This window comes from Pseudomonas asplenii (assembly GCF_900105475.1).
Lineage (GTDB): Bacteria > Pseudomonadota > Gammaproteobacteria > Pseudomonadales > Pseudomonadaceae > Aquipseudomonas > Aquipseudomonas asplenii.
Genome location: NZ_LT629777.1, coordinates 1,087,892 through 1,102,054, shown reverse-complemented (window position 1 = coordinate 1,102,054; position 14,163 = coordinate 1,087,892). Strand labels below are relative to the sequence as shown.

6 protein-coding genes are annotated in these 14,163 nt (G+C 63.2%); 1 reads left to right on the top strand and 5 read right to left on the bottom strand.

Translation table 11 applies throughout. The features are described 5' to 3' along the window. Positions 1-21: 21 nt before the first annotated feature. The 4 genes from selO to BLU37_RS04945 form a co-directional block, all read right to left on the bottom strand. Positions 22-1,485, bottom strand: a complete 1,464-nt coding sequence (selO, locus tag BLU37_RS04960; RefSeq protein ID WP_090202785.1) for a protein adenylyltransferase SelO — start codon at positions 1,483-1,485, stop codon at positions 22-24. A gap of 53 nt (positions 1,486-1,538) precedes the next feature. Then, entirely contained in the window at positions 1,539-4,880 is a 3,342-nt protein-coding gene (gene mscK, locus BLU37_RS04955; protein WP_010453742.1) for a mechanosensitive channel MscK, read from the bottom strand. Positions 4,881-4,919: 39 nt separating this feature from the next. After that, positions 4,920-6,662 (bottom strand): potassium/proton antiporter, encoded by a 1,743-nt coding sequence (locus BLU37_RS04950; protein ID WP_010453743.1) that lies wholly within the window; start codon positions 6,660-6,662, stop codon positions 4,920-4,922. A gap of 101 nt (positions 6,663-6,763) precedes the next feature. Next, a complete protein-coding gene (locus tag BLU37_RS04945; protein ID WP_090202781.1) occupies positions 6,764-8,566 on the bottom strand; it encodes an acyl-CoA dehydrogenase in 1,803 nt (600 codons plus the stop codon). Positions 8,567-8,641: 75 nt separating this feature from the next. On the opposite strand from BLU37_RS04945, the gene BLU37_RS04940 reads away from it, so the two are divergent. Further along, positions 8,642-9,886 (top strand): CyaA/EF/ExoY family adenylyl cyclase toxin, encoded by a 1,245-nt coding sequence (locus tag BLU37_RS04940; RefSeq protein ID WP_232000464.1) that lies wholly within the window; start codon positions 8,642-8,644, stop codon positions 9,884-9,886. A gap of 41 nt (positions 9,887-9,927) precedes the next feature. On the opposite strand, the gene putA is transcribed toward BLU37_RS04940, so the two are convergent. After that, the gene (gene putA / locus BLU37_RS04935; protein WP_090202778.1) at positions 9,928-13,881 is read right to left on the bottom strand and encodes a trifunctional transcriptional regulator/proline dehydrogenase/L-glutamate gamma-semialdehyde dehydrogenase; all 3,954 of its coding nucleotides are present in this window, start codon (positions 13,879-13,881) and stop codon (positions 9,928-9,930) included. Between the last annotated feature and the right edge of the window lie 282 nt (positions 13,882-14,163).

Below are 14,163 nucleotides of genomic sequence, written 5' to 3'. Positions count from 1 at the left end.
AGAGGGTGTCCCTCTTGTACTTCAAGACGAGCAACTGATCTCCAGGTGCTTGCCCCACTCCGGTGGCCGTTCTGCGTAGGCTTCCATACCTGGCTGTTCCTGGAACGGTCGGCTCAGCACCGCATGTAGCTGCCGCACTTCGGCGTAATCGCCCTTTTCCGCTGCCTCGATGGCCCGCTGCGCCAGATAGTTGCGCAGGATGTACAACGGATTGACTGCGTGCATCCGCGTCGTGCGCCGTGCTTCGTCCTGATCCGGCTCGCGGGCGACGCGGGCCGTGTAGCGTTCGGCCCAGGCATCGAAGCCCTTGAGGTCGACGAAGTCGTCGCGCAGGCGCGCCACCGCGAGGTGGGCCGGCTGCTCGCCCAGGCGGCGGAAGAACAGCGTGTAGTCGACACCGCCGACCTGCATCCGCTGCAACAACTCCTCCACCAGTTGCTGGTCGCCATCCTCCGCCGTGGTCAGGCCGAGGCGGCGGCGCATCAGGTCCAGGTAATGGGCCTGGTACAGTGGCAGGAATAACCCCAGAGCTTCGCGCAGGGCCTCGACACTGATGAACGGCGTCAGTGCCTGGGCCAGCGCGCTGAGGTTCCACTGGCCGATTGGCACCTGGTTGCTGAACGAGTAGCGGCCCTGGTCGTCGGAGTGGTTGCAGATGAAGTGGGCGTCGAAGTCGTCGAGGAAGGCGAAGGGGCCGAAGTCGAAGGTGATGCCCAGGATCGACATGTTGTCGGTGTTCATCACGCCATGGCAGAAACCATAGGCCTGCCACTTGGCGATCAGCTCGGCGTTGCGCTCGACGATCTCGCGGAACATCGCCAGGTACGGCTCCGGTTGCTCCAGGCATTCGGGGAAATGCTGCGCCAGTACGTGTTCGCCGAGCTGTTTGTGCTGTTCGCTCTGCTGGGTGTAGTAGAAATACTCGAAGTGGCCGAAGCGGATATGGCTCGGCGCCAGGCGCAAGACCATCGCCGCACGCTCCTGCCGTTCGCGCCACACCGGCGTATCCGAACCGATCACGCACAGCGCGCGGCTGCTGGGAATACCCAGGGCATGCAGGGCTTCGGAGGCGAGAAACTCACGGATCGACGAGCGCAGCACAGCGCGACCATCGCCCATGCGCGAATAGGGCGTCTGGCCAGCACCCTTGAGGTGCAAGTCCCAGTGTTCGCCGGCCTGGTTGTAGACTTCGCCGAGCAGCAATCCTCGTCCATCTCCCAGGCGCGGGTTGTAGGACCCGAACTGATGCCCCGAATAGACCATCGCCCGTGGTTCGGCCTCGGCCCACAGCTTGTGGCCGCCGAACAGTTGCGCAAACACGGCGTCTTCAGCGCTCGCCGGGTCCAGGTCGAGCAACGCCATGGCCGCTGGGCTGGCTGCCACCAGGCGCGGGTTGTCGATGGGCTCGGGCAGCACATGGGTGGAAAAGGCATCGCCCAGGCGGGCGAAGCGGTTGTCGAAGGTCAGTTCGTCGAGGGCTTTCAACGGCCATCTCCAGCAGAATGTCCGAGTATTCTGCTGGGATTAGCCGGCTTGCGCTAGTCGAGCTTGGCCTCGGGAGGGGTTTGAGCCGGTTGGGCGGGTGCCAGGGTGGGCGCCTCGTCTTCCACCGGCACCAGCTTGTATTCCTGGCCGTGCAGGTTCTTGAGATACACCTCCATCTGCCGGAAGGAGATGTTGATGTGCTCTTTCTTGAACTCGCGGTTGATGAAGCGGTTGACCTCGTCGATGACCGGGTTGCGGTCGCCCAGATCGCGTACGTGCATGCGCAGCTCATGATCCAGCGTGCTTTCGCCGAAATTGAGGAAATACACGTGAGGCTCTGGCTCCTTGAGCACGCGCGGGTTGTCGCGAGCGGCCTTGAGCAGCAGTTCCTTGACCCGATCCAGGTCGGAGCCGTAGTCCACGCCGAGCTTGAGGGTCACGCGGGTAACGGTGTCGGTCAGCGACCAGTTGATCAACTGCCCGGTGATGAAAGTCTTGTTCGGGACGATGATGTCCTTGCGGTCGAAGTCGGTGATCGTCGTGGCACGGATACGAATCTTGCTGACCGTGCCCGACAGGCTGCCGATGGTGATGGTGTCGCCGATCCGCACCGGGCGCTCGAACAGGATCATGATGCCGGAGATGAAGTTGGCGAAGATTTCCTGCATGCCGAAACCCAGGCCGACCGAGAGTGCCGCCACCAGCCACTGCAGCTTGTCCCAGCTCACGCCCAGGGTCGACAGGGTGGAGACGAAGCCGATGCCGGCGATTACGTAGGACAGCAGCGTGGTGGTGGCGTAGGCGCTGCCCTGGGCCAGTTCGAGTTTGGACAGCACCAGCACTTCCAGCAGGCCGGGCAGGTTGCGCGCCAGCGCGAAGGTGATACCGACGATCGCCAGGGCCCCGATCAGGTTGCCGATGGTAATCGGCACCATGCTCATCGCCGCGCCGGTGCCGCTGGTGTATTCGTAGAGGGTGATATTGTCGAGGTAGGAGAACACCGTGATCAGGTCCGACCAGACCCAATACAGGGCCGCGACGAAGCCGCCCAGCAGGGTCAGGCGTATCAGGCGCAGCGACTGCTGGTTGACCTGCTCGATATCCAGGGTCGGCTCCTCGACCACTGTCTCGCCGTCACCGGCTTCCTTGGCGGCCTGGCGTTTGCTCAAGGCGCGCTGGTAGGCCAGGCGGCGTGCGGCTACTGACAGCCCACGGACGAAGGTGGCTTCGATCACCAGCCAGAGCATCAGCAGGTACAGCGTATCGATCAGCCGGTCGCTGAGTTTCAGCGCCGTGTAGTAGTAGCCGAAGCCGACCGCCACGAACAGGGCGATCGGCAGGGCGGTGAACAGCATGCCGATCAGTTTGCGAAACAGTGAGGCACTGCTGTGGTTCGGGCTGCGTAGCAACAGGCGGCTGAGCAGCCAGGCCATCAGCCCATAGCAGGTCAGGACCACACCGATGCCGAGCACGTCATCGGCCAGCGAGGCCGGTTGCAGTTCGGCCACGGACACCACCGCCACCAGCGCCAGGACCACGAAGCCAAGGCGTCGTACCCAGCCCTGGAGAAACTCGACCTGGGGCTTTTCCCAGTGAAAATGCAGCTCGGCGACACCACCCGGCGCCAGCACCCGGTAGGCGGTGTAGAACACCAGCCAGGCCTGGGAGATCTGTAGCAGCGCGGCGCCAAGGTTGGCGTTCTGGCCGCGGGCGTCGATCTGCAGGGCGTAGCCGCACAAGGCCAGCGCCAGGGTGACCGGCATCGCCAGCAGGATGTTGACCAGGATTGCCAGCGGCGTATGCCACTGACTGTCGCGCTTGAAGTGGCCGATGTCCTTGTGGACCTTGCTCAACCGACCGTACAGATAATTGCGCTTCCACAAGAGTCCGCCAATCACCAGCAGCAGCGGCAGGAACAGCAGTGGGCGTTGCAGCAGGCCATCGGCCAGTTCACTGAGGCTGGACAGCCAAGGCAGCGTGGTGATCTGTTTTTGCAGGCGGTTGGGGACGCCTTCCATCCATTCCAGATCGAGCGGCTTGTTGCTGGGAATCCAGAACATCTGCTCGTCGAGGGTCGCGCGCAGGTTCTGGGCGGTGCTGAGCAACTGCTTCTGGTTCAGTTGCAGGGTGATGCATTCATTGAGCAGTGCGCTCAGCTCGCGGTTCAGGCGCTCCAGCAGATCGCTGCGGGTGAGGGCAAGGTCGAGCAGGGTGCGGCGCAGTTGCGGGTTGACCTGCTCTGGCGGTTGGGTGGCCAGCAGGTTTTCCACATAACTGGAGGGGCTGCTGAGCAGTTCGCGTTGCTGGTTGACCTCGAACTGGTACAGGCGGATGTCGGCAATCTCGTCCGCCAGGTTCTTGTCGACTTTCAGGCGCGGCAAGGCCTGTTTCTGCTTGTAGAGAATCTTCGACAGCAGCAGGCTGCCCTTGAGTACGTTGATCTGCTCGTCCAGGGCCTGGTCGCTCTGGGTCAGGGTGTCGAGCTGCTGCTTGGTCTGCAGGTTCTGTTGAGTCAGTTCGTTGAGGCGGTCGGTGCTCTTGAGCAGGTAATCGGAGAGCCTGAGGTTGTTCGCGCTCTCGGTCCCCAGCAGGCTGCTGTCGCCGGCTTTCTGGGCTTCGATGGATTGCTGGGTGACGGTCTGCTGGGACTGGGCCAGGCGCTTCTGGTTGATCAGCGTCTGCATGTCCTGGATTTCCTGCTCCAGGCGTGCAGTCTTTTCCATCAACAGGTCGTGCTGGCTGTTACCCAGGTCTTGCAGTTGGCTGTTGCCTGCCAGTTCCTGGCGGCGCAGCGGAATCAGCGCATTGATCGCTGCCAGCTCGGCGTTCAGCTGGTTGCGCTGGTCGTTGCTGAGGGTCTTGCCGTTGTCCTTGCCCAGCTTGAGGATGTTGTTGATCTGCTGGATGCGGGTCTGGCTGTTGCTGATTTCCGACTGGGCCCGTTCAGGACGGGTCTGGGCAGTGATGATCAGGCTGTTGGCGTCGGCCAGGGCTTTTTGCAGTTCGCCTTGCTGGGTGGTGCGTTCGGCCAGCAGTTGCTCCAGCTGTGGCACGGACAGGTTGGCATAACGCTGGGCGATCGGTACCACCCGGGTGGCTTTCAGGCGGGCCAGCTCGCGCTGGTTTTCGGCGGTCTGGCGCGGGGCATCGGCCACCTGCTGCTTGGTCGCTGCCAGGCGCTTGGTGTAGTCGTCGGCACTGGAAAGCCAGCTCAGGGTCTGCTGCAGCACCTGCTGCAGGGCCTTCTGGTCGACGTCGGACAGCTTGCGATCGGCAATCTTGTCCAGGCTCTGTTGAACCGACTCGCTGGTGGGCGGTTCGGCGGCCTGCAGCACACCGACGGAAAGACTCAGGCCCAACAGGGCCGCAAGGGAAACAGAGCGCAAGAAGGACATAGGTACCGATCGAGCAAGGTGAGTCGGAAAGTGGGCAGTTTAGAGGAAGAGTCCCGGCCCTGGGCGACTTCCTTCGGGGAATCTGACGCCCACTTTGCCGATCTTGTTCCCGTCCATGACTGCAACGGTCCAAATGGTGTTGTTCCACTCGACCTGGTCGCCGACGATCGGCGCGCCACCGACCTTGTGGGTGATGAAACTGCCCAATGGCGTGTTCGGATCGTCGCCTTCGAGTTTCAGCCCATAGAGCGCTGCGACCGCGCCCAGTTGAGCGTCGCCTTCGAGAACGAAGTCACCGAAGAAGCGCAGGTCGAGGCCGCGCTGCGGTGCCTGGCTGAACAGCTTGCCGAGGGCCGGCAGGTTGTGTTCGTGGCCGATCACGCAGAGCAGGTCGTCGACTTCCAGGGTGGTGCTACCCGACGGGTGGAGCAGTTGCTGACCGCGGAACAGTGCGGCGATCCGTGTGCCTTCGGGCATCTTCAGTTCGCGCAGGGCGGCGCCGATGCACCATTTTTCCGCACCGAGGCGGTAGACGAACAGCTCCCACTCGCTGGTGACGTGGACTTCCAGGGCCGCCCGGGAAATTGGTGCCGGCTCCGGTGGTACGGTGACCTTGAGCAGCTTGGCTACCCACGGCAGGCTGGTGCCCTGCACCAGCAGCGAAACCAGGACGATGAAGAACGCCAGGTTGAAGTACAGCTGCGCATGGGGTAGGCCGGCCATCAGCGGGAACACCGCGAGAATGATCGGTACCGCGCCACGCAGGCCCACCCAGGAAATGAAGGCTTTCTCGCGCCCATGGAAAGCGCGGAACGGCAGCAGACCGACCACCACCGACAGCGGGCGGGCGAACAGGATCATCCACAGCGCCAGGCCCAGGGCTGGAATGGCGATCGGCAGCAGGTCGTGGGGCGTGACCAGCAGGCCCAGTACCAGGAACATGCCGATCTGTGCCAGCCAGGCCATGCCGTCGAGCATGTGCAGGATGCCGTGGCGGCTGCGTACCGGGCGATTGCCGATCACCAGGCCGCAGAGGTAGACGGCGAGGAAGCCGCTGCCGTGCAGGGCGTTGGTCAGGGCGAAGACCACCAGACCGCCGGCGATCACCAGGATCGGATAAAGGCCGTTGGCCAGGTTGATGCGGTTGACCAGTTGCAGCATCAGCCAGCCGCCGCCAAGGCCGATGAAACCGCCAATGCCGAATTCGCGAACCAGGTGGCCGAGCAGGTTCCAGTGCAGGCCGGTCTGGCCGCTGGCGAGCATGTCGATCAGGGTGACGGTGAGAAACACTGCCATCGGGTCGTTGCTGCCCGACTCGATCTCCAGGCTGGCGGTTACCCGTTCGTTCAGGCCCTTGCCGCCGAGCAGGGAAAACACTGCGGCGGCATCGGTCGAGCCGACGATGGCGCCGATCAGCAGGCCCTGGATGATGTTCAGGTCGAACAGCCAGGCGGCGGCCATGCCGGTCAGCCCGGTGGTAATCAGCACGCCCACCGTTGCCAGCGACAACGCCGGCCAGAGCGCCACGCGAAAGCTCGACACCCGCGTGCGCAGGCCGCCGTCGAGCAGAATCACGGCGAGGGCGAGGTTGCCCACCAGGTAAGCGGTCGGGTAGTTGTCAAAAATGATGCCGCCGCCGTCGACGCCTGCGGTCATGCCCACGGCGAGGATGATCACCAGGATCGGGATGCCCAGGCGTGAGGACAGTGAGCTGACCAGGATGCTTGCGCCTACCAGCAACGCGCCGATCAAGAACAGGCTGTTGATGGTTGTCGCATTCAAAGGCAGTACTCCAGGAAACTAGAAAGGCTGGGCGCGGACTGCTCCATGCAGTCTGCGTGCCAGTGATTCTAACCTGTTGAAATGTACCGCTGTCAAAAGCTTTAGAACCACTCCTCGCGCATCGACAGGCAGGTATCGTCCCGCGCCTGCAGAATTGCCAGCTCATGATGGCAGCCAGGCACTTCCCAGGTCAGGAAGTAGCGTGCCGCCTGCAGCTTGCCTTTATAGAATGCCAGGTCGGCGGCATTGCCCCTTGCCAGGCCTTCTTCGGCCCGCACCGCCTGTTCCAGCCAGCGCCAGCCGATGACCGTATGACCAAAGGCCTTGAGGTACAGCGCCGAGTTGGCCAGGCTGTCGACGACCTTGCCCCGGGCCAGGTCGCCCAGCAGGCCGAGGGTCACCTCCTGCAGGCGGTCGACCAGTTGCTCCAGCGGCTCACGCAAGGCATCCAGCGAGGTGTGTGCGGCGGCGCGCTGGCCGGTGTCGGCGATCAGACGGATCAGTTGCTTGAGGCCAGCTCCGCCGTTCTGCGCCAGCTTGCGCCCCAGCAGGTCGAGCGACTGGATGCCGTGGGTGCCTTCGTGGATCGGGTTCAGGCGGTTGTCGCGATAGTATTGCTCCACCGGATATTCACGGGTGTAGCCGTGACCGCCGAGAATCTGGATCGCCAGCTCGTTGGCCTTGAGGCAGAACTCCGAGGGCCAGGATTTGACGATCGGGGTCAGCAGGTCGAGCAATTCATGGGCTTGCTGTCGTTCGGCTACCGACTCCAGGGTGGTGGTGTCGTCGAACAGGCGGGCGGCGTACAAGCCCAGGTCGAAGGCACCTTCGACATAGGCCTTCTGGGTCAGCAGCATGCGCTTGACGTCGGCGTGCTGGATGATCGCCACCGGCGCGGTGCTCGGGTCCTTGCTGTCGGGCAGGCGCCCCTGCGGACGCTCGCGGGCATACTCCAGGGAATACAGGTAGCCGGCGTAACCGAGCATGACCGCGCCCATGCCGACGCCAATGCGCGCCTCGTTCATCATCTGGAACATGTAGCTGAGGCCATGGTGGGGTTTACCTACCAGATAGCCGACGCAATTCCCGTTATCGCCGAAGTTCAGTGCCGTCGAGGTGGTGCCACGCCAGCCCATCTTGTGGAACAGTCCGGCCAGCAAGACGTCGTTGCGCGGACCGAGGCTGCCGTCGTCGTTGACCAGGAACTTGGGCACGATGAACAGCGAGATGCCCTTCACGCCGGGCGGTGCGTCCGGCAGTTTGGCCAGAACCATGTGCACGATGTTTTCCGACAGCGGGTGATCGCCGCCGGAAATGAAGATCTTGTTGCCCTTGAGGCGATAGCTGCCGTCGGCTGCCGGTTCGGCGCGGGTACGGATATCGGCCAGCGACGAGCCGGCGTGGGGTTCGGTCAGGGCCATGGTGCCGAAGAAACGCCCATCGATCATCGGTTGCAGGAAACGCCGCTTCTGTTCGTCGCTGCCGAAACTCTCGATCAGGTTGGCCGCGCCCATGGTCAGGAAGGGATAAGAGGTCGAGGCGGCGTTGGCCGACTGAAAGTGCGCGAAGCAGGCCTGCGACAGCAGCGTGGGCAGTTGCATGCCGCCGTCATCGAAGCTGCGGGCGGCATTGAGAAAGCCGGCTTCGAGAAAGGCGTCGACCGCCGGTTTGACTTCCGGGATCAGGATGGCTTCGCCGTTTTCATAACGCGGCTCGTTTTCATCGTTCTTGCGGTTGTGGGGGGCGAAGAATTTTTCGGCAATGGTACGGGCAGTGCCCAAGGCGGCATCGAAGGTTTCCCGCGAATGCTCGGCAAACCGCTCGCGGCGGGTCAGGCCTTCGGCATCGAGCACTTCGTAAAGCTCGAAAGCCAGATTGCGGGAACTGAGCAGCGTCTCGGACATGGCGGCCTACCTTTGATGGGATGGATCGAGTCTAGGTGGCTGAATAGGCAATGCCTAGCAAGATTGATCTGGGTGATGGAGGGCCAAAGCGGCGACATGATCGGCGGTTCATATCTGTCGGACCTGCTCGGGTATGTGTGGGTTTTTTCTGATATTCGAGGCGGATGGTTTGCCGCCAAGGTCTCCCTTCGAACTTCAGTGTGGGAGGTGTTCATGCAACTGACGGCCGCCGGAGGGCTTGGGGTGGAGGTCTCGCTCCTCAATGCAGGGCCCGAGAAGAATGTCCAGCAGTCCGAACTGGCTGACTCTTTGAGTTCGGTTGCGAATGTACCGGGCAGAGATTCAACGGCCCCCGCGCGGGCACTTTTTCCCTCGGTCGAGGGGGTGAAGAGTGGGCTGCTGTATGGCGAAGCCATTCAGTCCGTGGCTGACCGTTATGGCGTGGTGCTCGCGTTTCGCTCGCCCAATCCGCTGGGTGCGAGCCTGCTCAATGAGGGCGTTGCCTCGAAGAATTTTCACGTCAAGGCCAAATCCAGCGGGACCGGCCCGACGGCGGGTTTCATTGCATTGAATCCTGCCTATTCGAAGGTGGGCGCGACACAACTGAGCGACCAGCAGCGCAGCCTGGATCGTGCGCTGGCCTGCGGCGCCCGGCCGGTGAATCTGGTCCTGTCGTGCGCGCGGATTGCCGAGTTGCTGGAGACCGGGCATATGAAGCAGGTCGATTCAGCGTACCGGGCGGAGTATCCCTCGGGGGTGTCCGCGCTGTTCCGCATCGATGAGCAAGGGCGGGTTTTTGATGAGGGCGGGCCGGTTCAGGTGCTGAGCAATCCGGGCGATGATCGGGCGATCACTGCGGATTACGATCTGTTCGCGATTTATCCGCGCCAGGCGCAAGCCGACAATCAGCGGCCATTGCACGTACCTGCAAGGCTGGTAGGAAATGTTTCCGAGATACAGCGGCGTCGTGCCATGCCGTGGATCACCCCGCGTCCCGCTTTCGAGGGCGCACGCGAGCATGAGGACATGGGTAATATCCATGGCTTCGGTACGACGATCGTCAAGGCGCTGAACGAGCAGATTCGCAGCGCAGGCTATGCCGGTGGCAATCTGGTCTGGCACAACGACGAGACCGGCAATCCATTTTCGGCCGGTTTCGATCCGCAGGATGAGCCGGTCTTCTTTTTTCCCGGCAATCGCCTGACCGGGCAAACGCCCGAGCCTCGACAGGTGTCATCCAGGGAGGAATTGCTGGCGCTGCAGGGATGGTTGAGAGGCGAGGGCTTTCATGTCGAATACAGCCCCCGGTTCGGTTTCTAAAAGGCTTGGCGCCCGTTGCGGGCGCCAGGCCTTGCGGTCGATCAGCCGATGGTCATCAGGCTGGCGTTACCGCCGGCTGCGGCGGTGTTGACGCTCAGTGCCCGTTCGATCACCAGGCGCTCCAGGGCAATGCCCGTTTCACCCTGGGACAGGCCTTGTACGCCGACGATCGCGCCGCTGCGCTTGGCTACCTGCTGGCACACGGCGCGCAGTTGATCGGAGTGACCGTGATGCAGGACCGCATCGTAGATCACTTCGTCCTTGCGCCAGTCGGCGACCCGCTGGATACGCGCCTGCACTTCTTTTGGCAGGCGTGCGTAGAGGGCCTTGCCCGGTTCGCCTTCCGGCCACAGTGCGGAGCTGCCCACTGCCAGCACCGCAGCGAGTTGGGTCAGCAGGTCGGCTTCGAGTTCCGCCAGGCACAACACATGTTCGCGTGGCAGGATCGCATAGCTGTTGCGCTCTCCGGTCGGGCCGACCAGCGTGCGGGTGATGCCGCTTTGCGATTGCGTGGCGAAGCGGGCGCAGAGCTCGGCCAGGTCTTCCTGCTGGTTGGCGGTCGCCCAGGTTTGCAGGGCGGTCAGTGGTTTGCCCATGGCGGCACGCAGGCGTACGTCCGGCGCATTGGCTGCATCGCTGCGGGCAAAGGACTGCTCGATGGCATCGGCAGGCCGGGTCGACAGCAGGCGGTACAGGTACAGCGGGCCGCCAGCTTTCGGGCCGGTCCCTGACAGCCCCTCGCCGCCGAACGGTTGGACGCCGACCACCGCACCGACGATGTTGCGGTTGACGTAGACGTTGCCGGCATTGACGTTGTCGATCACCTTGGCGATGGTTTCGTCGATCCGGGTGTGGACGCCCAGGGTCAGGCCGTAGCCGCTGGCATTGATCTGACTGATCAGCTTGTCGATGTCCTTGCGCTTGTAGCGCACCACATGCAGTACCGGGCCGAAGATTTCGCGCTTGAGTTCATCGAAGCTTTCCAGCTCGATCAAGGTCGGCATCACGAAGGTGCCGCGCTTGCATTCCTCGCCATCGGCAATCGCCATCTGGTAGACGCTGCGACCTTTTTCACGCATGGCCTGGATGTGTTTCTCGATGCCGGCCTTGGCTTCGGCATCGATCACCGGGCCGATATCCACCGACAGGCGTTCCGGGTTGCCCAGGCGCGATTCGGCCATGGCGCCCTTGAGCATTTCGATCACGCGGTCGGCAGAGTCTTCCTGCAGGCACAGCACACGTAGCGCCGAGCAGCGTTGGCCGGCACTGTCGAAGGCCGATGAGACCACATCGATCACCACCTGCTCGGTCAGTGCCGAGGAGTCGACGATCATCGCGTTTTGCCCGCCGGTTTCGGCGATCAGCGGGATCGGCCGGCCCTGGTTGTCCAGGCGCCCGGCGACATTGCGTTGCAGCAGGCGCGCCACTTCGGTGGAGCCGGTGAACATCACCCCCTTGACCCGCTCGTCACCGACCAGGCGCGCGCCAACGGTTTCGCCGCGGCCCGGCAGCAGTTGCACCACGCCTTCCGGAATGCCGGCTTCGAGCAGCAGACGCACGGCCTGGGCGGCGATCAGCGGGGTCTGTTCGGCCGGCTTGGCCAGTACCGGGTTACCGGCGGCCAGGGCAGCGGCGACCTGGCCGCTGAAGATCGCCAGCGGGAAGTTCCACGGGCTGATGCAGACCACCGGGCCCAGCGGACGGTGAGCGTCGTTGGTGAAGTCATTGCGCGCCTGCACCGCGTAGTAGCGCAGGAAGTCCACCGCTTCACGGACTTCGGCGATGGCGTTGGCGTAGGTCTTGCCGGCTTCGCGGACCAGCAGCCCCATTAGCGGCTGGATTTCGCTTTCCATCAGATCGGCGGCACGCTCCAGAATCGCTGCGCGCTCGGCAGGCGGCGTGGCCTGCCAGATCGGCGCGGCGTTGAGTGCGCATTGGATAGCGTTATCGACGTCTTCGCTGTTGGCTTCCTGAACGTGGCCGACCACATCGCGCTGATCCGACGGGTTCAGCAGCGGCGCCGGGGTTTCGTTACTGGGGACGCAGCCGAGCATCGGTGCGGCTTTCCATGGGTTGTTGGCGGTGGCCAGCAAGGCGCAGGACAGCGAAGCCAGGCGGTGTTCGTTGGCCATGTCGATGCCTGCCGAGTTGGCGCGCTCGGCGCCATACAGCTCGCGCGGCAGCGGAATGCGCGGGTGTGGCAGGCCGAAGCCGCCTTCCTGCAGGGCCATCTGCTCGATGCTGGCGACTGGGTCGGCCACCAGTTCCTGAATGGACACGGACTGGTCGGCGATGCGGTTGACGAACGAGGTGTTGGCGCCGTTTTCCAGCAGGCGGCGTACCAGGTAGGCCAGCAAGGTTTCGTGGGTGCCGACCGGCGCATAGACGCGGCACGGACGGTTCAGCTTGCCCTCGGCGACCTTGCCCACCACCTGCTCGTAGAGCGGTTCGCCCATGCCGTGCAGGCACTGGAACTCGTATTGGCCGGGGTAATAGTTCTGCCCGGCGATATGGTAGATCGCCGACAAGGTGTGGGCGTTGTGGGTAGCGAACTGCGGGTAGATGACTTCCGGTACCGAGAGCAGTTTGCGTGCGCAGGCGATGTAGGACACGTCGGTGTACACCTTGCGGGTATACACCGGATAGCCTTCCAGGCCCTCGACCTGGGCGCGCTTGATCTCGCTGTCCCAGTAGGCGCCCTTGACCAGGCGGATCATCAGGCGGTGACGGCTGCGGCGGGCCAGGTCGATGACGTAGTCGATCACGTACGGGCAGCGCTTCTGGTAGGCCTGGATCACGAAGCCGATGCCGTTCCAGCCGCTCAGTTGCGGTTCGAAGCACAGGCGTTCGAGCAGGTCCAGGGACAGCTCCAGGCGGTCGGCTTCCTCGGCGTCGATGTTCAGGCCGATGTCGTACTGCTTGGCCAACAGGGTCAGTGACAGCAGGCGCGGGTACAGTTCGTCCATGACGCGTTCGTACTGGGCGCGGCTGTAGCGCGGGTGCAGGGCCGAGAGCTTGATGGAGATGCCCGGGCCTTCATAGATGCCGCGGCCGTGGGAAGCTTTGCCGATCGCGTGGATCGCCTGTTCGTAGGACGCCAGGTACTTCTGCGCGTCGTGTTCGGTCAGTGCGGCTTCGCCGAGCATGTCGTAGGAGTAGCGGAAACCCTTGGACTCGAACTTGCTGGCGTTGGCCAGGGCTTCGGCGATGGTCTCGCCGGTGACGAACTGCTCGCCCATCAGGCGCATGGCCATGTCGACGCCCTTGCGGATCATCGGTTCGCCACTCTTGCCGATTATGCGGCTCAGGGACGAGGTCAGGCCGGCTTCGTTGTGGGTGGCGACCAGTTTACCGGTCAGCAGCAGGCCCCAGGTGGCGGCGTTGACGAACAGCGACGGGCTGTTGCCCAGGTGTGGTTGCCAATTGCCAGTGCTGATCTTGTCGCGGATCAGTGCGTCGCGGGTGCCCTTGTCGGGAATGCGCAGCAGGGCTTCGGCCAGGCACATCAGGGCCACGCCTTCCTGGGACGACAGAGAGAATTCCTGCAGCAGACCCTGGACGATACCTGCACGACCGCCAGCGCTTTTCTGGTTGCGCAGTTTCTCGGCGATGCTCGCCGCCAGTTTGTTGGTGGCTTCGGCCGTGGCTGCCGGCAGGCGGGCCTGCTCCAGCAGCATGGGTACCACTTCCGGCTCGGGGCGACGGTAGGCGGCGGTGATGGCGGCCCGCAGAACCGACTGCGGCAGTATGCTCTCGGCGAATTCGAGGAAGCATTGGTGGCTGTGCTCGGCCTGAACGTCGCCAGCGTCGTCGGCTTCGCCACGGGGCAGGCCGCTGAGTTCAGTCAGGGTTGCACCGCTTTCGAGTTTTTCCAGGTAATTGAAAATGGCCTGCTTGATCAGCCAGTGCGGGGTGCGGTCAATCGAGTGGGCCGCAGCCTTCAGGCGCTCGCGGGTTGTGTCGTCGAGTTTGACCCCAAGGGTGGTGGTAGCCATTTTTCTTGTCCTCATGGTTGCCACTACCGCGTGGCGTCAGGTGGCCGAGAGATTAGCGCTGGGCTGGGATAGGTGCAACCAGGTGCAACCTATTTTCATCGGAAATAAACAGGTTTCGACGCGGAAATGTTTTGAATCGCATTCGATGCTGATTGGGTCTTAAGATTTTTCCTGCAAAGTCAGTGGGTTACGGTGTAGGTGAAAGTAAACGCGTGTGGGAACAATTGGAAAGGCGTTCAGGTGCAACTTATGGGGGTAAAACAGGTTGCGCCTCGCTCGTAT